Genomic DNA, 18,728 nt, shown 5'->3' with positions numbered 1-18,728 from the left:
GGACAAGAACAATGCACGCTTTTCCGATTCTCAGTACCGCGATCTGGCTGCCGATCGTTTTCGGCCTCCTCGTGCTCGCGGTGGGTAACGACAAAAATCCGGGGCCGGCGCGCTGGCTCGCGCTGATCGGCTCGCTGCTCGGCCTCGCCGTGACGATTCCGCTCGTCACCGGCTTCGACGCGAGCACGGCCGCGCTGCAGTTCGTCGAGCAGTCGACGTGGATCGAGCGCTTCAACATCTCGTATCACCTCGGCGTCGACGGCATCTCGATGTGGTTCGTCGTGCTGACCGCGCTCATCACCGTGATCGTCGTGATCGCGGGCTGGGAAGTGATCACCGAGCACGTGTCGCAGTACCTCGCGGCATTCCTGATCCTGTCCGGGATCATGATCGGCGTGTTCTCGGCGGCCGACGGCCTGCTGTTCTACGTGTTCTTCGAGGCGACCCTGATCCCGATGTACATCATCATCGGCGTGTGGGGCGGCCCGAACCGCGTGTATGCGGCGTTCAAGTTCTTCCTGTACACGCTGGCCGGCTCGCTGCTGATGCTGGTCGCGCTGATCTACCTGTACACGGAGACGCACTCGTTCGACCTCGCGACGTGGCAGAACGCGAAGATCGCGATGACGCCACAGATCCTGCTGTTCATCGCGTTCTTCCTTGCGTTCGCGGTGAAGGTGCCGATGTGGCCGGTGCACACCTGGCTGCCGGACGCGCACGTGGAAGCGCCGACGGGCGGTTCGGTCGTGCTGGCCGCGATCATGCTGAAGCTCGGCGCGTACGGTTTCCTGCGCTTCTCGCTGCCGATCACGCCTGACGCGAGCCACTTCCTGGCGCCGGTCGTGATCACGCTGTCGCTGATCGCAGTGATCTACATCGGCCTCGTCGCGATGGTGCAGGCCGACATGAAGAAGCTGGTCGCGTATTCGTCGATCGCGCACATGGGTTTCGTCACGCTCGGCTTCTTCATCTTCAACCAGCTCGGCGTCGAAGGCGCGATCATCCAGATGATCTCGCACGGCTTCGTGTCGGGCGCGATGTTCCTGTGCATCGGCGTGCTGTACGACCGCGTGCACTCGCGCGAGATCGCCGATTACGGCGGCGTCGTCAACGTGATGCCGAAGTTCGCGGCATTCGCGATGCTGTTCTCGATGGCCAACTGCGGCCTGCCGGGTACGTCGGGTTTCGTCGGCGAGTTCATGGTGATTCTCGCGGCTGTCCAGTACAACTTCTGGATCGCATTCGGCGCGGCATTCACGCTGATCCTCGGCGCTGCATACACGCTGTGGATGTACAAGCGCGTGTACTTCGGCGCGGTCGCGAACGATCACGTCGCCAAGCTGAAGGACATCGGCCGTCGCGAATTCCTGATGCTGGCCGTGCTTGCCGCGTTCACGATGCTGATGGGCCTGTATCCGAAGCCTTTCACGGACGTGATGCACGTTTCCGTGGAAAACCTCCTCTCCCACGTCGCGCAGTCCAAGCTGCCGCTGGCCCAGTAATCGCGAGCGGAGGAACTCAAGATCATGCAAAACGCCCCTATGAATGTCCTGTTGCCTGACGCGCTGGTGATGGCCGCCATCGTCGTCGCATGGCTGAACGACACCTTTACAGGTGCTTCCGGCCGCCGCCTGACCTATCTGATCGCGGTCGTATCGTCGGTCGTCGCCGGCGTGTGGTTCGCGGTGCAGGCACTCGACCCGCAGCAGTACTACTTCTTCTCGAAGATGGTCGTCGTCGACTCGTTCGCGAGCATGATGAAGGCTGTCGTGTCGTTCGGTTTCGCGGTCTCGCTCGTTTATTCGCGCAAGTACCTCGAAGATCGCGACATGTTCCGCGGCGACGTGTTCCTGCTCGGCATGTTCTCGCTGCTCGGGCAGCTGGTCATGGTGTCGGGCAACAACTTCCTGACGCTGTACCTCGGCCTCGAACTGATGTCGCTGTCGCTGTATGCGGTCATCGCGCTGCGCCGCGACGCCCCGCAGTCGAGCGAAGCCGCGATGAAGTACTACGTGCTGGGCGCGCTCGCGTCGGGCTTCGTGCTGTACGGCATCTCGATGCTCTACGGTGCGACCGGCTCGCTCGAGCTGGGCGAGGTGTACAAGGCGGTCGGCGGCAACACCGACGCAGCCGTGCTGATGTTCGGCGTGATCTTCATCGTCGCCGGTATCGCGTTCAAGCTCGGCGCCGTGCCGTTCCATATGTGGGTGCCGGACGTCTACCAGGGCGCACCGACCGCGATGACGCTGTTCGTCGGCGGCGGCCCGAAGGTTGCCGCGTTCGCGTGGGGCCTGCGTTTCCTGGTGATGGGCCTGCTGCCGCTCGCACAGAACTGGCAGACCGCGCTGGTGATCCTCGCCGCGCTGTCGCTGATCGTCGGTAACATCACCGGTATCGTCCAGCGCAACATCAAGCGGATGCTCGCGTACTCGGCGATCTCGAACATGGGCTTCGTGCTGCTCGGCCTGCTGGCGGGCATCGTGAAGGGCGACGCGGCGGCACCGGCGAACGCATACAGCTCGGCGATGTTCTACGCGATCGTCTACCTGATCACGACGCTCGGCTCGTTCGGCGTGGTGATGCTGCTCGCGCGCCGCGACTTCGAAGCGGAAACGATCGACGACTTCAAGGGCCTCAACAAGCGCAGCCCGGTGTTCGCGTTCGTGATGATGGTCATGATGTTCTCGCTGGCAGGCATCCCGCCGACCGTCGGCTTCTACGCGAAGCTCGCCGTGCTCGAGGCAACCGTCAACGCGGGCCTCACGTGGCTGGCCGTGCTGGCCGTGATCACGTCGCTGTTCGGCGCGTTCTATTACCTGCGTATCGTGAAGCTGATGTACTTCGATGCACCGCAGGATTCGACGCCGATCTCGGGCGATATCTGCAAGCGCACGATCCTCGTGCTGAACGGCCTCGCGGTCGTCGTGCTCGGCCTGATCCCGAGCCCGCTGCTGACGGCCTGCCTGCAGGCGATCCGTCACACGCTGCCGCTGTAATGTCGGCAGCCGGCTGGTTTATCGTGCTGTTGGCGCTCGTGTGCGCCAACCTGCCGTTCCTGAACCAACGCCTCTTCGCCGTCGTGCCGTTCGGCACGGCGAAGAAGAGTGCGTGGGTGCGGATCGGCGAGCTGATCGTGCTGTACTTCATCGTCGGCGCGCTCGGCTTCTGGCTCGAGTCGCGCGCCGGCAACCGCTTCGAACAGGGCTGGCAGTTTTACGCGATCACGTTCAGTCTTTTCATCGTGTTCGCGTTTCCCGGCTTCACATTCCAGTATCTCGTCAAACGACGCTGACGGCTTCGGCCGTCCGTCGCGCTCAATCTTGGAGCCGCCGATGGCCGAACTACCCAATCACGACGCCGCACTGACCGAAACCTGCCTCGAAAGCGAGGCGATTTTCGAAGGCTCGTTCCTCAAGCTCAAGCGCGATACCGTTCGCTTGCCGGACGGCAAAAAGGCCACGCGCGAATACGTCCAGCACCCGGGCGCGGTGATGGTGATCCCGCTGTTCGACGACGGCCGCGTGCTGATGGAAAGCCAGTACCGCTACCCGATCGGCAAGGTGATGGCCGAATTCCCGGCCGGCAAGCTCGATCCGAACGAAGGCGCGCTTGCGTGCGCGATACGCGAACTGCGCGAAGAAACGGGTTACACGGCGCGCGAATACGTGTTCCTGGCCCGCATTCATCCGATCATTTCCTATTCGACCGAATTCATCGACCTGTACCTCGCGCGCGGGCTGACGGCCGGCGAGCGCAAGCTCGACGAAGGCGAATTCCTCGAAACCTTCATCGCCACGCAAGCCGACCTGCAGGAATGGGTGCGCACGGGCCAGATCTCCGACGTCAAGACGATCATCGGCACGATGTGGCTCGACAAGGTGCTGTCCGGCACCTGGCCGCTCGGGCCGGTCCTGACGCCCTGAGCGTGGCGTCAGCGGCGGGTGGGGCGCCGCGTTACAATCCAATGACGCGGCGCCTTCGCGTCGCTCGATCGGGATTTAGCACGATCGTTCACAAAAGCGCTTTTTGCGCTACACTCGTCACACGCCCTGATTCAGCATGAAGGTCCTCGATTTACAGTGCCCGCACGGTCATCGGTTCGAAGGCTGGTTCGCTTCCGCCGATGAATTCGAAGCGCAGTTGTCCCGCAAGCTGGTCGAATGTCCGGTGTGCGGGACGACCGAGGTCAACCGTCTGCCGTCGGCGCCGCGCCTGAACCTGTCGGGCGCGACGCAGGCGCAGCCGGCCGATCCGCGTGCGCTGCAGGCGCAGGTGATGCGCGCGCTGCGCGAGGTGCTGGAGAAGACCGAGAACGTGGGCGAGCGCTTCGCCGAGGAAGCGCGGCGCATCCATTACAACGAGGCGCCCGCACGCAGCATCCGTGGCGTCACGACGCCGGAAGATGCGCAATCCTTGGTCGAAGAAGGCATCGACGTGATGCCGCTGCCGATTCCCGCCGCGCTGAAAGAACCGCTGCAATGACGTACGCAGTGGGTCCTTGCCGGGCCGGACGGCCGCGGACTGCGTTTGCATGGGACCGGAGTAACCGCTAAAGCGCTAACTCCGTTCGACAGGAGACACTGCGCATGGATCTGGATTATTCCCCCGCCGACGACGCGTTCCGCGTCGACGTCCGCGCCTGGCTCGAGGCCAACCTGCCTCACGCACTGCGCGCCAAAGTACTCGATCACAAGCGACTCGACCGCGAGGATTTCGCGAGCTGGCACCGGATTCTCGGCCAGCGCGGCTGGTCCGCGCCTGCGTGGCCGGCAGAATACGGCGGCCCCGGCTGGAACGCGACGCAGCGGCACATCTGGGATGAGGAGTGCGCGCGGATCGGTGCGCCGACCGTGCTGCCGTTCGGCGTGTCGATGGTCGCGCCGGTGCTGATGAAATACGGCAGCGAAGCGCAGAAACGCCACTATCTGCCGCGCATTCTCGACGGCTCAGACTGGTGGTGCCAGGGTTACTCGGAGCCGGGTTCCGGGTCCGACCTCGCGTCGTTGCGCACGCGCGCCGAGCGCCACGGCGACCACTACGTCGTCAACGGCCAGAAGACCTGGACGACGCTCGGCCAGTACGCGGACATGATGTTCTGCCTCGTGCGCACCGATCCGGCCGCGAAGAAGCAGGAGGGCATCTCGTTCCTGCTGATCGACATGAAGACGCCCGGCATCACGGTGCGTCCGATCATCACGCTCGACGAAGACCACGAGGTCAACGAGGTGTTCTTCGAGGACGTGAAGGTGCCGGTCGAGAATCTCGTCGGCGACGAGAACCGCGGCTGGACCTACGCCAAATACCTGCTTGGTCATGAGCGCACCGGCATCGCACGTGTCGGCGCGTCGAAGCGCGAACTCGCGTTCCTGAAGCGCGTGGCGTCGAACCAGCGCAAGAACGGCAAGCCGCTGCTCGCCGACCCGGTGTTCGCCGCGAAGGTCGCGGCGCTCGAAGTCGAGCTGATGGCGCTCGAGGTGACGGTGCTGCGCGTCGTCAGCCGCGAGACGAGCGGCAAGGGGCCGGGCCCCGAGGCGTCGATGCTGAAGATCAAGGGCACCGAAGTGCAGCAGGCGCTCACCGAGCTGATGTTCGACGCGATCGGCCCGCTCGCCGCGCCGTTCGACGTACCGTTCCTCAACGGCCAGCGCGAGCACAGCATCGCCGGCGACGACGATGCGGCGCCGCTTGCCGCGTACTACTTCAATTACCGGAAGACGTCGATCTACGGCGGTTCGAACGAGATCCAGAAGAACATCATCGCGCAGATGATTCTGGGTCTGTGATCAGGGAACGGGAGCGGAGACGACCATGGATTTCAGCTTTACCGATGAGCAGCGGCAGTTCGCCGACGCGCTGCGCCGTTATCTCGACGAGCAATACGGTTTCGATGCGCGCCAGTCCATCGTGCACAGCGATACGGGCGTGTCGGACACGCAATGGAGCGCGTTCGTCGAACTGGGGTTGACCGCGTTGCCCGTGCCGGACGCACAGGGCGGTTTCGGCGGCGGCCCGGTCGACATGCTGGTTGTGATGCAGGAGCTCGGCCGCGCGCTCGTGATCGAGCCGTACGGGGCCACGGCGGTCGGCGTCGAGGCATTGCGCATCGCCGGCTCCGGCGCAGGCGACGATGCCGCGCTGCTGGAGGCGGTTGCGCAGGGGCAGAAGCGGCTGGCGGTCGCGTTCCACGAACCGCATGCGTGCTACGACCTGTTCGAACTCGATACGCTTGCACGCGAGCAGGGCGGCATCTACCGGCTGACCGGCACCAAGTCGGTCGTCCAGTACGGCGCACAGGCGCACGCGTGGATCGTGCCTGCGCGCGTCGACGGTGGCGGCATCGGCCTCTTTGTCGTCGAACACGATGCGGCGACCGCGAAGGTGGTCGACTACCGGACGATCGACGGCCAGCGCGCGGCGACGATCGAGTTCAACGAAACGCCGGCCCGACTGCTGACGGGCGGCGCGCGCGACGCGGCGGCGCTCGAGCAGATTGCCGATTACGCAACGTTCCTGCTGTGCGCGGAAGCGGTCGGCGCGCTCGACGAACTGAATCGCGCGACGGTCGAATACACGAAGACGCGCGAACAGTTCGGCGTGCCGATTGCGCGTTTCCAGGCGCTGCAGCACCGGATGGTCGACATGCTGATCCATGCCGAGCAGGCGCGTTCGCTGACCTATCTGGCCGCGGTGCGCTACGCGAGCGGCGATGCCGATGCGCGACGCAAGGCCGTATCGGCCGCCAAAGCGCGCGTCGGCGCGGCAGCACGCTTCGTCGGCCAGCAGGCCGTCCAGTTGCACGGCGGCATGGGTGTGACCAACGAGGTCGCCGCCGCACACCTGTTCAAGCGGCTGTCGATCATCGAGACGACGCTCGGCGACACCGATCATCATCTTGCCCGCATCGCGGCGCTGCCCGATTTCGCGCAGGCCGACGCGGCGTGAATGCGACGCGCGAGTACGCCAACAAGGAGACACAGAGTGGGCATCAGTTACGAAGACCTGGTGGTCGGCAGTACCACCGAAGTGGGCCGCTACACGTTCGAGTCCGACGACATCAAGGCGTTCGCGCAACGCTATGACCCGCAGCCGTTTCACCTCGACGAGGAAGCCGGGAAAGCATCGCATTTCGGCGGGCTCGTCGCGAGCGGCTGGCATACGTGTTCGGTGTTCATGAGCCTGCTCATCAAGAAGCTCGGGTCGGACTCGACCAGCATGGGCTCGCCCGGCATCGACTCGATCCGCTGGCTGAAGCCGGTGCGTTCCGGCGACACGATCACGATGTACCAGAAGGTCCACGACAAGCGTGTTTCGGAGAGCAAGCCCGATCGCGGCATCGTGTCGACGGAGTGGATCGGCGTGAACGGCGGCGGCGAGACGGTGATCACCGTGCACACCAAGGTGATCTTCGGGCTGCGCCATCCGGGAGGCCCGAACGCATGACCGACGTGACATTGCCGCTGATCGCATCGGCGCAGGCGCTGCACGCGCGGGTCGGCGAGGAGTCGCTCGCGAGCGGCTGGGTCGCGATCGACCAGCAACGTGTCGACGGCTTCGCCGACGCGACCGGCGATCATCAATGGATTCACATCGATCCCGAACGCGCGCGGCGCGATTCGCCGTTCGGCGGGCCGATCGCGCACGGGTTCCTGACGCTGTCGCTGATTCCTGCGTTGATGACCGACGCGATGCGCTTCGAGCAGAAGATGGGCGTGAACTACGGACTGAACCGCGTGCGGTTCCTGAAGCCGGTGCCGGTCGGTGCGCGCGTGCGCGCACTGTTCGCGGTGAAGGAAACCGCCGAGGCCGCGCAGGGCGGCGTGCAGGTGACGTGGTCGGTGTCGATGCAGGCTGAACGTACCGACGCGCCGCTGCTGGTCTGTGCGGCGGAATTCATCACGCTGCATTACTTCTGAAGCGCGGTGCGGCATGCACGGATGCCGCACCGCCCGTCACGTGCGTGTCAGTGCTTCGCGTATTGCGTCGCGCCGAACAGCACCTCGCGTGCCTTGTCGTCCTGCAGCGCCTTGCGCATCGACGCGAGCACTTCGACGCCGCGCTGCACGGCTGGTCGTGCGGCGATCGCCTCGTGCCAGCGCTTCACGTTCGGCAGTTCGTCGAGCACGATGCCCTGGTTTTGCCACGAGCGCGTCCACGGGAACGTCGCTATGTCTGCAATCGTGTACGCGTCGCCCGCGAGATATTCGGATTCGCCGAGGCGTTTGTCCATCACGTTGTACAGGCGCTTCGCTTCGTTCGTGTAGCGGTTGACCGCGTACTCGATCTTCTCCGGCGCGTACAGCCGGAAGTGGTGCGCCTGCCCGAGCATCGGGCCGACACCGCCCATCTGGAACATCAGCCACTCGAGCGTCGCATAGCGCGCGGCCGGATCGGTCGGCAGGAACTTGCCGGTCTTCTCCGCGAGGTAGATCAGGATCGCGCCCGATTCGAACAGCGAGATCGGCTTGGCGCCGGGACCTTCCGGATCGACGATCGCCGGGATCTTGTTGTTCGGGCTGATCTTCAGGAATTCGGGCTTGAACTGGTCGCCCGCGCCGATATCGACCGGAAGGGCACGATAGGCGAGGCCCGTTTCCTCGAGCATGATGTGCACCTTGTGGCCGTTCGGGGTCGCCCAGCTATAGACGTCGATCATCGTCAACTCCTTGGTTGCATGCGCGAAAACGGCGCAGGCAGCGCGCCGCGACAGGCGGCCATTAGAGCATGGATCAACGCGGGCTGCTGGCGACGGAAACGTGCGTGCGGAGGTGTACGCACGGCCGAGCGGGAGATCGTCGCCGATGTTGCGCGCGCGTTACGCCGACGTACTTTTCGTGCGTACTGCCACGCAAGTTCCGCCAACACGTGTGCGCGACGTCCGGCGTCCGGCGCCGGTGCGATCGTCGCCGGACGACCCTCGTCGGCCGAGGCGGATCAGCGCTTGTAGCGGGGCTGGCGTTTCTCGAGAAAGGCGGTGATGCCTTCGAGCCCGTCCGCATGATGCAGCGACGCGACGAAATGGTCGCGCTCGGTGCCGAGATGCGGTTCGAGCGGCTGCGTTGTCGCGTCGTCGAGCAGCGACTTGATGCGCGTGAGTGCGTTCGGCGAGATGCCGGCGAGTGCGTCGGCCCATTCCAGCGCGTCGGTCAACGCTGCGCCGGGCACGGCGAGCCGGTTGACCACGCCGAGCGCATGCAGGCGTTCGGCCGCGACCGGCTTGCCTTCGAACAGGATCTCGGCCGCGATCGCACGCGGCAGCGCGCGCGCGAGGAACCACGAACCGCCGCCATCGGGCGTCAGGCCCACGCGCGCGTACGACATCACGAACTTCGCGTCGTGCGCGGCGACGATCAGGTCGCACGCCAGCGCGAGCGAGAAGCCCGCGCCGGCCGCGGCGCCTTCGACCGCCGCGATCACCGGCTTGGTCGATTCGCGAATCGCCGTCACCCATGCGCCGAGCTGATCGATGCTGTCGGCCTGACAGGACGGATCCTTCGAGCGGTTGTCGAGCAGCCGGTTCAGGTTGCCGCCTGCGCAGAAGAAGCGATCTGCGCCCGTCAGCACGACCGCGCGAATCCCGGGATCGCGCTCGGCAGTCGCGAGCGCTTCGACACCGGCCGCGTACATGTCGGGATGCAGCGCGTTGCGCGCGCCGGGATTGGATAGCGTGAGGACGAGCGTCGAATCGCTCTCGGGCGGACGCGAGGCCAGCAGTTCAGCACTCATGCGAGCGTGTCTCCATCGGATGGCGACGCTGCGGCGCCGCGCGTGTCGTGTGGACAGGCAGCACTGCTGCCACAGCGGATGTAATGTTGTCGTGACGAACGCAAAACTTGCTTTAGACTAGCACGAACGTGCTTTTCAGCGCGACGAATCCCGATGCGGCCGGCGTCGTTGCGGCCGCGCTCCCGCAAGGAAGGAGACTCCGATGCTACAGCTGTGCGGTATTCCGTTGTCCAACTATTACAACAAGGTGAAGTTCGTCCTGCTCGAGCACGACATCCCGTTCGAAGAGTCGGTGTGCGGTTTGCCGATCAGCGATCCGGCCCAGCTCGCCGATTCTCCGCTCGGCAAGATTCCGTTCCTGAGGACCGAAGAGGGCGCGCTGTTCGAGTCGCAGGTAATCATCGAGTACCTGGCGGCGCGCTATCCCGAGAAAGCCATTTTTCCGGCGGAGCCGTTCGCGGCGGCGAAGGTGCGCGAACTGGTCGAAACGCTCGAGTTGTATCTCGAATGGATGGCGCGCGAGGTCTATACGGAAGCGTTTTTCGGCGGCAAGGTCAGCGACGGGATGAAGGCGCACGTCGAGAAGCGCCTGCCGCGTGCGATCGATGCGTTCAAGCAGATGACGCAGTTTTCGCCGTATGTGCTCGGCGCGTCGTTCAGCCTCGCGGACATCGCTGCATCGATCCATCTGCCGGTCATCGGGATGGCGACGAAGGCCGTGTTCGGACGCGATTTCCTGCTCGATGCGGGCATCGACTGGAAGGCTCACGCGAAGAAGGTCGGTGAGCGTGCTGCCGCGCAGCGCGTCGCGGCCGAACGCAAGGCGTATGTCGAGGCGACGAGCGCCGCGCGTTCCTGAGCGCGATTCTCCGGCCGGGCGGCGCGTGGCCGCCCGCGCGGGAGTTACAGGCGAGCGAGCCGTTCGAGTGCGGATGCGAGCGTGCTTTCCTGCTTCGCGAAGCAGAAACGTACGACTCCCGATTCGTGCGGCTCGTGATAGAACGCCGACACGGGAATGGCGGCCACGCCGATCTCCGACGTGAGCCACTGCGAGAATTCCGCTTCGGGCAGGTCGCTGATCGCCGAGTAATCGACACACTGGAAGTACGTGCCGGTGCACGGCAGCAGCTTGAAGCGCGTGCGCTCGAGGCCGGCGCGGAAGAAGTCGCGCTTCTTCTGGTAGAAGCCGGCGAGCGACAGGTACGGTGCCGGGTCGCTCAGGTAATCGGCGAGCCCGATCTGCATCGGCGTATTCACCGTGAATACGTTGAACTGGTGGACCTTGCGGAATTCCGCGGTCAGCGCGGCAGGCGCCGCGACATAGCCGACCTTCCAGCCCGTCACGTGATAGGTCTTGCCGAAGCTCGACACGATGAAGCTGCGTGCGGCGAGTTCCGGATAGCGCGCGACGCTCTCGTGGCGCGCGCCGTCGTAGACCATGTGCTCGTAGACCTCATCCGACAGGATCAGCACGTTGGTGCCGCGCACGATCTCTTCGAGCTTGCGCATGTCCGCCTCGCGCCACACGGTACCCGTCGGGTTATGCGGCGTGTTGATCAGGATCATGCGCGTTTTCGGCGTGATCGCGGCTGCGAGACGGTCGAACGGGATCGCGTAGTCGGGCGCCTCCAGCGTGACGAATACCGGCTTGCCGCCTGCGAGTTCGATCGACGGCAGATAGCTGTCATAGGTCGGTTCGACGACGATCACTTCGTCGCCCGGATGCACCGCGCACAGGATTGCCGTCAGTAGCGCCTGCGTCGCGCCGGCAGTCACCGTGATCTCGGTGGCCGGATCGTAGCGCCGGCCGTAGACGTGCGCGATCTTGTCGGCGATCGCTTCGCGCAGCGGTGCGACACCGGCCATCGGCGGATACTGGTTGTGCCCGTTGCGCATCGCGGTCGCGACCGCGTCGACGATGCGCGGATCGCAATCGAAATCCGGGAAGCCCTGGCCGAGGTTCACGGCGCCTTTTTCGGCGGCAAGCGCGCTCATGATCGTGAAGATCGTCGTGCCGACGTTCGGCAGGCGCGAGGGGAAAACGGGAGTCGTGGGCATGTCTGAAGGAGCGTTCATCGATACGGTCGAAATCGGGTGCCGCCGCGTGCGTCAGGCCGGCGTGGCAGTGGTGGTCGGTGCGGCGTCGAGCGCACAGGCCTCGGCAAACGGCGCGGGTTGCGCGATCCGGAAGCCGAAGTCGCGTGCGGTGCGCTTCGCGAGCTTCAGCAGCGCGCGGTCTTTCGAGACGAGCCACTCGGCCTGCGCGGCGCGGGCGAGTTCGAGAAACTTCTGGTCGTCGCGGTCCTTGCACTTCGGCAGCGGCGGCGCGTCGGCGTCGACGGGCGGCGGCTCGACGAGGCTCGCGAGGCGTGCGACGGTCGCGAGCGCGGCGGCCTTGTCGATCGCGCGCGTCTGGAACTGCGGATAATCGAGCACGTACTCGAGTTCGGTCAGGCAGCGGCTGTCGATCACGGCGGCAAGCGCGCCGCGTTCCAGAGCCGCCCGAATCGGGCGCGTAGCGGGGTCGTCGAATACGAGGATGTCGATCCAGACGTTCGAGTCGAGCACGACGCGGTGCGCGGCGAGCGGGGCGAGGGAGCTGGTCATTCGTTACAATCGGTGGTTTTCGTCTGACCGCAAGGCACGGCGTGCCAGCGAGCCTCTATGATAATCGTTCTCTCTCCCGCCAAATCCCTCGACTACGATACGCCCGCGCACGTCCAGTCTTACACGAAGCCTGCATTCGTCGACGACGCGTCCGAGCTGATCGACGGCCTGCGCAAGCTGTCGCCGCAGGATATTGCGACGCTGATGGATATCTCCGATCCGCTCGCGCGCCTGAACTTCCAGCGCTACGCGGACTGGTCGCCGACCTTTACGCCGGCCAATGCGAAACAGGCCGTGCTCGCGTTCAACGGCGACGTCTACGAAGGATTCGACGCGAAATCCCTGTCGTCCGCCGATCTCGACTATGCGCAGCAGCATGTGCGCGTACTGTCGGGCCTGTACGGGCTGCTGCGCCCGCTCGACCTGCTGCAGCCGTACCGGCTCGAGATGGGCACACGCTTCGCGAACGCGCGCGGCAAGGATCTGTACGCGTTCTGGGGCGATCGCATCACGCGGGCGCTGAACGAGCAGCTCGAGACGCGCAGCGGCGCGGCGCGCGTGCTGGTCAACTGCGCGTCGACCGAGTACTTCAAGTCGGTCAAGCCGAAGCTGCTGGCCGCACCCGTCATCACGCCGGTGTTCGAAGACTGGAAGGGCGGCCGCTACAAGATCATCAGCTTCCATGCGAAGCGTGCGCGTGGCCTGATGGCGCGCTTTATCGTCGAGAACCGTATTACCGAGCCGAAGGCGTTGAAGGAATTCGCGACGGAAGGCTATGCGTTCGACGCGGCTGCGTCGAACGATTCGACTTACGTATATCGCCGGCGAGTCGGCGAGTGACCATGCCGGCCGTTCACGAGATGGCCGGCGCATGCATGAGGCCGGGCAGGCGACACACCGCCCGTTCCGGTCGACAGCTTTGCATGGGACCGGAGTAAGTGCTGAAGCACTAACTCCGGTCGACAGCTTTGCATGGGACCGGAGTAAGTGCTGAAGCACTAACTCCGGTCGACACAGGAGAGACAGATGACCCTTTCGATCACCAGCAATTTCGACGCAGGCGCAATCGACGTCGTGTCGTGCGACAGCCCCGATGCGATTCGGCTGCGCGTGCGCGGCGACAGCCGCTCGGAATTCGCGCAGTGGTATTACTACCGCTTGACGGGCGCGCGCGGCGAGCGGTGCGTGATGACGTTCGAGAACGCGGCCGAATGTGCATATCCGTCCGGCTGGCGCAATTACAGCGCGGTGGCGAGCTACGACCGGGTCGACTGGTTCCGCGTGCCGACGACGTTCGACGGCAAGACGATGACCATCGACCATACGCCGGAGTTCGACAGCATCTACTACGCGTATTTCGAACCGTACTCGGAAGAGCGTCACGCCGCATTTCTCGGCGCGGTCCAGCAGTTGCCGCAGGCGAGCGTCGTCGAGCTCGGCCGCACGGTCGAAGGCCGCCCGATGTCGCTGCTGACGCTCGGCACGCCGGAAACCGACGGCGTGCCGAAGAAGAAGGTGTGGATCATCGCGCGCCAGCATCCGGGCGAGACGATGGCCGAGTGGTTCGTCGAAGGCCTCGTCAAGCGGCTGGCCGGATGGGGCGACTGGGCCGGTGATCCGGTCGCGCGCAAGCTCTACGATCGCGCGACGTTCTACATCGTCCCGAACATGAATCCGGACGGCAGCGTGCACGGCAACCTGCGCACCAATGCGGCAGGGGCGAACCTGAACCGCGAATGGATGACGCCCGATGCGGAGCGCAGTCCCGAGGTGCTGGCCGTGCGCGATGCGATCCACGCGATCGGTTGCGACATGTTCTTCGACATTCACGGTGACGAGGATCTGCCGTACGTGTTCGTTGCCGGTTCGGAAATGCTGCCGAGCTTTACCGAGCAGCAGGGCAAGGAGCAGACCGCATTCATCGACGCGTTCAAGGTCGCGAGCCCGGACTTCCAGACCGAGCATGGCTATGCAGCGAGCAAGTACAAGGAGGACGCGCTCAAGCTCGCGTCGAAGTACATCGGCCACCAGTTCGGCTGCCTGTCGCTGACGCTCGAGATGCCGTTCAAGGACAACGCGAACCTGCCCGACGAGCGTGTCGGCTGGAACGGAGAGCGCAGTGCAGCGCTCGGCGCAGCGATGCTGGCCGCGATCCTGGTACACGCCGACACGTTCGCGTAAGCGTATCGTCGTCGCATGAAAAAAGCCGGGGCATCTCTGGATGCCCCGGCTTTTTTGCTTCTGTCGTTGCCGCTGCGTCGGATCAGGACTTCTTCGCGGTTTTCTTCTTCACGGCTTTCGTCTGGCTGCCGGATTTCTTCGTTGCGACGGCCTTCTTGCCGGTGCGGCCCGATGCCTTCGCCTTTGCCTTGCCTCGGTGCGATTTGCCCTTGAACTTCTTCGTCGAGGACGTGGAGCGCTCGACGCGCGGCTTCAGCGGCGGAACGGGGTCGTTCCAGCTGAACGCGAGCATTTGCTGGCCGACATAGCCGCAACGGAATTTCAGCGGTGTCGGGTCGCTGCCGTCGCTGTGGACGCCGAGTCCGTCGACCGTGACGATATTGTCGACCTTCACGCGCTGCTTGCCCTGGTCGAACGAGTCGTTCCACGGCGTGATCGTTGCGTTGCCGCTGTCGAATGTGTTCGGCGCGAAGTCGACGCGGTCGAAGGCCGACGACGTGCTGGCGATGAAGCTGCCGTGCGCCGCACAATCGGCCGCGAGCGGATCGGCATGCATTTCGTTGACGAATTTGTTGATCAGTTCGGAGCGCTGGTCGAGCAGGTCGGCGAATACCGGTGTCGGAAGCGCAAGCGACAGGCCCGCGACACAGGCTGCCAGCTTGCCGAGCGCCCGGAGAATCCGGAGCGAGGCAGGTGAGCTGTCCATCTGGTTATTGGTGAGGAGCGAAAGAGACATCGGGCACGTATAGATGCCCGATGAAGAACAGGAGTTCAATCTTAGCGTAAAAAAGTTGTGCGACAGTAGATGGCCTATTCTCCCGCGCTGCGGAAGATGCCGCTGGCACGTACTGACGATGCCCCGATCCGAATGAATTTCAGGCGCGTGGGCCGCCGAGGCGATAGCGCCGGACGTCGAAGGTCGTGACCCACGCAGGGCGATAGACGGCGATGAGTGCCGTCGCCATGCCGGTGAACCACGCTTCGCCGAGCGCTAGCAGCGCAGTGTTCAACAGATAGCCGGCAGGAATCACGACAGGCACGCCATCCGCGAGGGCGAGCTGGACGCCGGCTGCCGCAGCGGCGACCGCGATGATCGCAATGGCCGGTGACAGGAATCCCTGGCCGATGATGAACGACGCGAGGTTGTGCGGCAGCCGTGCGAGCGCGGCGCGCTGCAGCAACGCCGACACGGCGACAGGCAGCGCACCGTAGATCAGATAGGTCAGGCCGATGCCCTGCCACGGCGCGTCGAAGATGATCGCGGCAACCGCCGTGACGGCGCCCATCGCAATCAGCGCGAGCGTCCAGTCGAACAGCGTGACGAGCAGCGTTGCGCCAAGCAGATGCATGACGATGCCATCATCGAGCCACGCATTCGAGGCCCAGAGGACCGCAATTGCGGTGACGAGCGCGAGCCACACGTGCTGGAGTGTGGCGTCCTGGAGGCGCACGAAGGGACGATTCCAGAGCGCGAGCGCGAGCAGGGCCACGGCGGCGATCCAGCCACCGATGCCAACCCAGAGCGGAAGCGGTGTGAAAAGAAAACCCATGCGTTCATATTACTCGTTGAGCATCAAAGGTGGGAATCCGCACATGTCGACCGTCGCAATATCGAGACTGTCTGCTAGCGCTCGCGCCGGAACCGTGCCCGCGGTTCGGCGGCGAGCGGCAGGTCCTGCGTGCCGGCATGCGCGGCAGGCAACGGGTACGGATGATCGTTCCGTTTCGTGCGCAGTGGAACCGGGCTGCGTTCGCCGATGGGCGGCTTGCGGGCGCGGTTGCGGTTCGCCAGCAGCACTTCGAGGTGCGGCGACAGCCAGCCGTTGTAGATCGCGACCGCGGCGGCGCGGTTGACGGCGCCAAGCTGCTGGAAGATGCTGGCGAGGTGAATTTTCACGGTGCCCTCGCTGATGCCGAGCGTACGGGCAATCATCTTGTTCGTGCTGCCCATGTGGACGAAGCGCATGATCTGCGCTTGCCTCGGCGACAACAGGCCGCTCGGGGGGCGGCGGGGCAGCGCTCCGGCGAGCGTCTGGAAATGAGCCTCGTGGCGCGCCGCAGCGACGGAGGGCAGCAGGCGGAGGGCGATCGGCGGGATGTAGTGCCCGCCCAGCAGCACCATCTCGAGCGCGCGTACGATCAGGTGCGGCCGCGTGGAATGCGGGATTACGCCTGCGACACCATAGTTGAAGAAGCGCTGGATGGCTTCCGGCGAGGCTTCGTCGATCAGCACGGCTGCGGGCGTTGGCGAGCAGGCGCTGCAGAGTGCCTGCAGTTCGCTCAGCCGGCCGACGTCCAGCCAGTCGATCGCGACGAGGTCGAAACGCTGGGTGCGCAGCAGCCGGCGCGCCTGGAATCCATCGGGCGCATCGTTGATGCTGGCGTGACGGTCGATCTGCCGCAACAGGGCCTTCAGTCCGTCACGCCGCTCGGCGTCTGAATTGAGCACCAGGAACCGCATATTCAACCTCCATAAGGGTGAGTCATTGATCTGCTGTCGGGTATGCGTTGGTCCAGATAATGACAAAGACCTTACACGATGTCTGCTTGGCTGAAAGGCTTAGGAAAAGTCCGAAATTTTCGGCGACGGAATATCGGGCAAGAAAAAAGCCGCTCCGGCGGGAACCGGGAGCGGCTTCGGGCGGGCAGGCCGTTCGGGCCTGCTGCGAGAGGTCAGTGGAAGTGCGGCTGGGCAGGCGATGCGTCTTCCGGCATTTCCGCATGGACGATTTCGCCGAGCGGATCTGCGTAGAGCGGTACGCCGCAGTCATCGCAGTATTCGGGTTCGAAGCGGCCCGCGTGCCGGCGGACGTCGGTTACGCCGCATTCCTTCAGCAGGCTCACGATTTCCTCGAGCGGTCCTTCGATCGGCGCCTCGCCCTCGAGTGTCGCGCTGTCGATCGACACGTCGCCGTTTTCACGGCCGTAAAGCGGCCATACGACGCCATAGATCACGTCGTTGCTCGCACGCCGCGTGAAGCCGACACGGTACTCGTCGATACGGCGTTCACCGAAGCCGGCGACCACCGCGCGCAGCTCCTGCGGTGCCGTACCAAGTGTGTCGAAAAGATAACGAATGGCGGTTCGCACCGTGTGTGGACGAATGCGTTCGTCCGCATCGCGGCAGGCGGAGTAGTACGCGTCCGGAAGCAGGCACTCGAACTCGCATCCGGGCAGCGCGATCGACAGATTCGGGCCGCCCTGGGCCGTCCACTGTTCGAGGCACTGACCGCGCTCGATCCGGCTGCCGCTTTCTTCTTCCTGCCAGCGGAACAGCGGCGCACCGGCGGGCGCGGCGACGACGGCGAGCAGGAAGCGCGGGTCGGCCAGGATCGGCGAGGTTTCGGGCAGGTCGCCGAAGCTGAGCTTGGGCGTGTGCTGGCCGATCGCCGCATGTGCGAGCTGCTGGGCAAGGCGGTAGGTCTCGACGTGATGCCGCGGCAACTGGTCGATGCTGTAGAGGAACGGTGCGAGCCCGACGAGCGTGCCGTTCGCAAGGACATGAGCCTGCAGGTGCGTTCGCAGTGCGTCGGCAACGTCGCCCTTGAGCGGGCCTGACGGAATCATGTAGCGCGTCCATGCGAGAACCGGGACGGCAACCAGCAGCGCATCGTATGGCTGGCCGTCGTGCTCGATCACCATCGACTCGCTGTGGGTCTCGGCCATGTCGGCGAGCGCGCCGTAGGCGTCGGGATGATTCTGTTGCAGATGGTCGAGCGCTGCGTCGAGCGTGGTCTGGTTGCCGTTGCGGACTATCTTGGCGAGCAGCGCGTCGAGCTTCGCTTCCCAGAAGCGATCCTCGATGCGGCTACCCGAGGCGAAGAGCGCAAGCGACAGACCAACCAGTTTGTCGGCATCGGGGGGGAGGCGTTTGGCGATTCGCTGGCGCATATTAAAGACGTATGTAGAAAGAGGCGAAGAACCTCATATTCTAGTCCGTTCTTTGCACCATAAGCGGTCTCGTGCCCTGGCATGGCCGGACGGCTGAATTGCGGCTCTTGCAAAAAAGTTTCTTCGAACCCCTTGCGCGATTGCCGCGGGGTGCATAGAATCACGCCTCTTTCGCGCTAACGGAAACGCGGCGCGGAAGAGGGGAAGCGAAGTCGGTGGTGTGCAGCAGTTGCCGCGCACGGCTGGCGCAGGAAGATGGACCCCGCAGTCGCAACGAAGTAGTTAAAAAGTTGTTGACGATCTGCGAAACACGGTTCATAATCTCG

General features: G+C 64.6%; 20 protein-coding genes. 12 read left to right on the top strand and 8 right to left on the bottom strand.

Features of this window, described 5'->3' with window-relative positions; translation table 11 throughout:
- The first annotated feature begins 11 nt into the window (after positions 1–11).
- The 9 genes from LXM88_RS17020 (at position 12) to LXM88_RS16980 (ending at position 7,913) form a co-directional block, all read left to right on the top strand.
- Positions 12–1,502: an NADH-quinone oxidoreductase subunit M gene (locus LXM88_RS17020; RefSeq protein ID WP_047898604.1), complete on the top strand. Its 1,491-nt coding sequence runs from the start codon at positions 12–14 to the stop codon at positions 1,500–1,502.
- Between the two features lie 39 nt (positions 1,503–1,541).
- Positions 1,542–2,996 carry an NADH-quinone oxidoreductase subunit NuoN gene (nuoN, locus tag LXM88_RS17015; RefSeq protein ID WP_262542864.1) on the top strand — a complete coding sequence of 485 codons (1,455 nt, stop codon included), beginning with the start codon at positions 1,542–1,544 and terminating at the stop codon, positions 2,994–2,996.
- A complete protein-coding gene (locus tag LXM88_RS17010) occupies positions 2,996–3,292 on the top strand; it encodes a DUF2818 family protein (protein WP_096471383.1) in 297 nt (98 codons plus the stop codon). The genes nuoN and LXM88_RS17010 overlap by 1 nt, the downstream gene beginning before the upstream one ends.
- Positions 3,293–3,332: 40 nt before the next feature.
- The gene (locus tag LXM88_RS17005; protein ID WP_262534671.1) at positions 3,333–3,923 is read left to right on the top strand and encodes an NUDIX domain-containing protein; all 591 of its coding nucleotides are present in this window, start codon (positions 3,333–3,335) and stop codon (positions 3,921–3,923) included.
- A gap of 136 nt (positions 3,924–4,059) precedes the next feature.
- On the top strand, positions 4,060–4,482 hold the full coding sequence (locus tag LXM88_RS17000) for a DUF1178 family protein (RefSeq protein WP_006478278.1): 423 nt from the start codon (positions 4,060–4,062) through the stop codon (positions 4,480–4,482).
- 104 nt (positions 4,483–4,586) lie between these two features.
- Positions 4,587–5,783 (top strand): acyl-CoA dehydrogenase family protein, encoded by a 1,197-nt coding sequence (locus tag LXM88_RS16995; RefSeq protein WP_262534664.1) that lies wholly within the window; start codon positions 4,587–4,589, stop codon positions 5,781–5,783.
- Positions 5,784–5,808: 25 nt separating this feature from the next.
- A complete protein-coding gene (locus tag LXM88_RS16990) occupies positions 5,809–6,942 on the top strand; it encodes an acyl-CoA dehydrogenase family protein (RefSeq protein ID WP_262534663.1) in 1,134 nt (377 codons plus the stop codon).
- A gap of 36 nt (positions 6,943–6,978) precedes the next feature.
- Positions 6,979–7,440: a MaoC family dehydratase gene (locus LXM88_RS16985; RefSeq protein ID WP_262534662.1), complete on the top strand. Its 462-nt coding sequence runs from the start codon at positions 6,979–6,981 to the stop codon at positions 7,438–7,440.
- Positions 7,437–7,913, top strand: a complete 477-nt coding sequence (locus tag LXM88_RS16980; RefSeq protein WP_262534661.1) for a MaoC family dehydratase — start codon at positions 7,437–7,439, stop codon at positions 7,911–7,913. The genes LXM88_RS16985 and LXM88_RS16980 overlap by 4 nt, the downstream gene beginning before the upstream one ends.
- Before the next feature lie 47 nt (positions 7,914–7,960).
- On the opposite strand, the gene LXM88_RS16975 is transcribed toward LXM88_RS16980, so the two are convergent.
- Positions 7,961–8,653, bottom strand: coding sequence for a glutathione binding-like protein (locus LXM88_RS16975; protein ID WP_262534660.1), 693 nt, complete (start codon positions 8,651–8,653; stop codon positions 7,961–7,963).
- A 278-nt stretch (positions 8,654–8,931) separates the two neighbouring features.
- Positions 8,932–9,723, bottom strand: coding sequence for an oxepin-CoA hydrolase, alternative type (locus LXM88_RS16970; RefSeq protein ID WP_262534658.1), 792 nt, complete (start codon positions 9,721–9,723; stop codon positions 8,932–8,934).
- 202 nt (positions 9,724–9,925) lie between these two features.
- On the opposite strand from LXM88_RS16970, the gene LXM88_RS16965 reads away from it, so the two are divergent.
- The gene (locus tag LXM88_RS16965; RefSeq protein WP_262534657.1) at positions 9,926–10,582 is read left to right on the top strand and encodes a glutathione S-transferase family protein; all 657 of its coding nucleotides are present in this window, start codon (positions 9,926–9,928) and stop codon (positions 10,580–10,582) included.
- Between the two features lie 44 nt (positions 10,583–10,626).
- Here the strand turns inward: LXM88_RS16965 and LXM88_RS16960 are convergent, their stop codons facing one another.
- Both LXM88_RS16960 and LXM88_RS16955 read right to left on the bottom strand, forming a co-directional pair.
- A complete protein-coding gene (locus LXM88_RS16960) occupies positions 10,627–11,799 on the bottom strand; it encodes a pyridoxal phosphate-dependent aminotransferase (RefSeq protein ID WP_262534656.1) in 1,173 nt (390 codons plus the stop codon).
- 33 nt (positions 11,800–11,832) lie between these two features.
- Positions 11,833–12,330, bottom strand: a complete 498-nt coding sequence (locus LXM88_RS16955; RefSeq protein WP_262534655.1) for a putative toxin-antitoxin system toxin component, PIN family — start codon at positions 12,328–12,330, stop codon at positions 11,833–11,835.
- A gap of 57 nt (positions 12,331–12,387) precedes the next feature.
- On the opposite strand from LXM88_RS16955, the gene yaaA reads away from it, so the two are divergent.
- Together yaaA and LXM88_RS16945 are read left to right on the top strand one after the other, a co-directional pair.
- On the top strand, positions 12,388–13,170 hold the full coding sequence (gene yaaA / locus LXM88_RS16950; protein ID WP_174418245.1) for a peroxide stress protein YaaA: 783 nt from the start codon (positions 12,388–12,390) through the stop codon (positions 13,168–13,170).
- Positions 13,171–13,356: 186 nt separating this feature from the next.
- Entirely contained in the window at positions 13,357–14,511 is a 1,155-nt protein-coding gene (locus LXM88_RS16945) for a M14 family metallopeptidase (RefSeq protein ID WP_262534651.1), read from the top strand.
- 82 nt (positions 14,512–14,593) lie between these two features.
- On the opposite strand, the gene LXM88_RS16940 is transcribed toward LXM88_RS16945, so the two are convergent.
- The 4 genes from LXM88_RS16940 to LXM88_RS16925 all read right to left on the bottom strand — a co-directional run bounded on the left by LXM88_RS16940 (position 14,594) and on the right by LXM88_RS16925 (position 18,402).
- Positions 14,594–15,247, bottom strand: a complete 654-nt coding sequence (locus LXM88_RS16940) for a BspC domain-containing protein (RefSeq protein WP_262534649.1) — start codon at positions 15,245–15,247, stop codon at positions 14,594–14,596.
- A gap of 139 nt (positions 15,248–15,386) precedes the next feature.
- Positions 15,387–16,061, bottom strand: coding sequence for an energy-coupling factor ABC transporter permease (locus LXM88_RS16935; protein WP_262534647.1), 675 nt, complete (start codon positions 16,059–16,061; stop codon positions 15,387–15,389).
- Positions 16,062–16,135: 74 nt separating this feature from the next.
- Complete coding sequence (locus tag LXM88_RS16930; protein ID WP_262534645.1) at positions 16,136–16,972, bottom strand: response regulator transcription factor; 837 nt, start codon at positions 16,970–16,972, stop codon at positions 16,136–16,138.
- Between the two features lie 212 nt (positions 16,973–17,184).
- Entirely contained in the window at positions 17,185–18,402 is a 1,218-nt protein-coding gene (locus tag LXM88_RS16925; protein ID WP_047898586.1) for a DUF2863 family protein, read from the bottom strand.
- Positions 18,403–18,728 lie beyond the last annotated feature (326 nt).

Origin of the sequence: Burkholderia sp. S-53, assembly GCF_025560745.1 — a bacterium.
GTDB classification, from domain to species: Bacteria; Pseudomonadota; Gammaproteobacteria; order Burkholderiales; family Burkholderiaceae; genus Burkholderia; species Burkholderia pyrrocinia.
This window is presented reverse-complemented; position numbering and strand designations above follow the sequence as displayed.

Excerpts from the sequence above, each read along its gene's own strand:
- LXM88_RS17020 (WP_047898604.1), top strand. The coding sequence starts at position 12 with ATGCACGCTTTTCCGATTCTCAGTACCGCGATCTGGCTGCCGATCGTT.
- nuoN (WP_262542864.1), top strand. The coding sequence starts at position 1,542 with ATGAATGTCCTGTTGCCTGACGCGCTGGTGATGGCCGCCATCGTCGTC.
- LXM88_RS17010 (WP_096471383.1), top strand. The coding sequence starts at position 2,996 with ATGTCGGCAGCCGGCTGGTTTATCGTGCTGTTGGCGCTCGTGTGCGCC.
- LXM88_RS17005 (WP_262534671.1), top strand. The coding sequence starts at position 3,333 with ATGGCCGAACTACCCAATCACGACGCCGCACTGACCGAAACCTGCCTC.
- LXM88_RS17000 (WP_006478278.1), top strand. The coding sequence starts at position 4,060 with ATGAAGGTCCTCGATTTACAGTGCCCGCACGGTCATCGGTTCGAAGGC.
- LXM88_RS16995 (WP_262534664.1), top strand. The coding sequence starts at position 4,587 with ATGGATCTGGATTATTCCCCCGCCGACGACGCGTTCCGCGTCGACGTC.
- LXM88_RS16990 (WP_262534663.1), top strand. The coding sequence starts at position 5,809 with ATGGATTTCAGCTTTACCGATGAGCAGCGGCAGTTCGCCGACGCGCTG.
- LXM88_RS16980 (WP_262534661.1), top strand. The coding sequence starts at position 7,437 with ATGACCGACGTGACATTGCCGCTGATCGCATCGGCGCAGGCGCTGCAC.
- LXM88_RS16975 (WP_262534660.1), bottom strand. The coding sequence starts at position 8,653 with ATGATCGACGTCTATAGCTGGGCGACCCCGAACGGCCACAAGGTGCAC.
- LXM88_RS16970 (WP_262534658.1), bottom strand. The coding sequence starts at position 9,723 with ATGAGTGCTGAACTGCTGGCCTCGCGTCCGCCCGAGAGCGATTCGACG.
- LXM88_RS16965 (WP_262534657.1), top strand. The coding sequence starts at position 9,926 with ATGCTACAGCTGTGCGGTATTCCGTTGTCCAACTATTACAACAAGGTG.
- LXM88_RS16960 (WP_262534656.1), bottom strand. The coding sequence starts at position 11,799 with ATGAACGCTCCTTCAGACATGCCCACGACTCCCGTTTTCCCCTCGCGC.
- LXM88_RS16955 (WP_262534655.1), bottom strand. The coding sequence starts at position 12,330 with ATGACCAGCTCCCTCGCCCCGCTCGCCGCGCACCGCGTCGTGCTCGAC.
- yaaA (WP_174418245.1), top strand. The coding sequence starts at position 12,388 with ATGATAATCGTTCTCTCTCCCGCCAAATCCCTCGACTACGATACGCCC.
- LXM88_RS16945 (WP_262534651.1), top strand. The coding sequence starts at position 13,357 with ATGACCCTTTCGATCACCAGCAATTTCGACGCAGGCGCAATCGACGTC.
- LXM88_RS16940 (WP_262534649.1), bottom strand. The coding sequence starts at position 15,247 with ATGTCTCTTTCGCTCCTCACCAATAACCAGATGGACAGCTCACCTGCC.
- LXM88_RS16935 (WP_262534647.1), bottom strand. The coding sequence starts at position 16,061 with ATGGGTTTTCTTTTCACACCGCTTCCGCTCTGGGTTGGCATCGGTGGC.
- LXM88_RS16930 (WP_262534645.1), bottom strand. The coding sequence starts at position 16,972 with ATGCGGTTCCTGGTGCTCAATTCAGACGCCGAGCGGCGTGACGGACTG.
- LXM88_RS16925 (WP_047898586.1), bottom strand. The coding sequence starts at position 18,402 with ATGCGCCAGCGAATCGCCAAACGCCTCCCCCCCGATGCCGACAAACTG.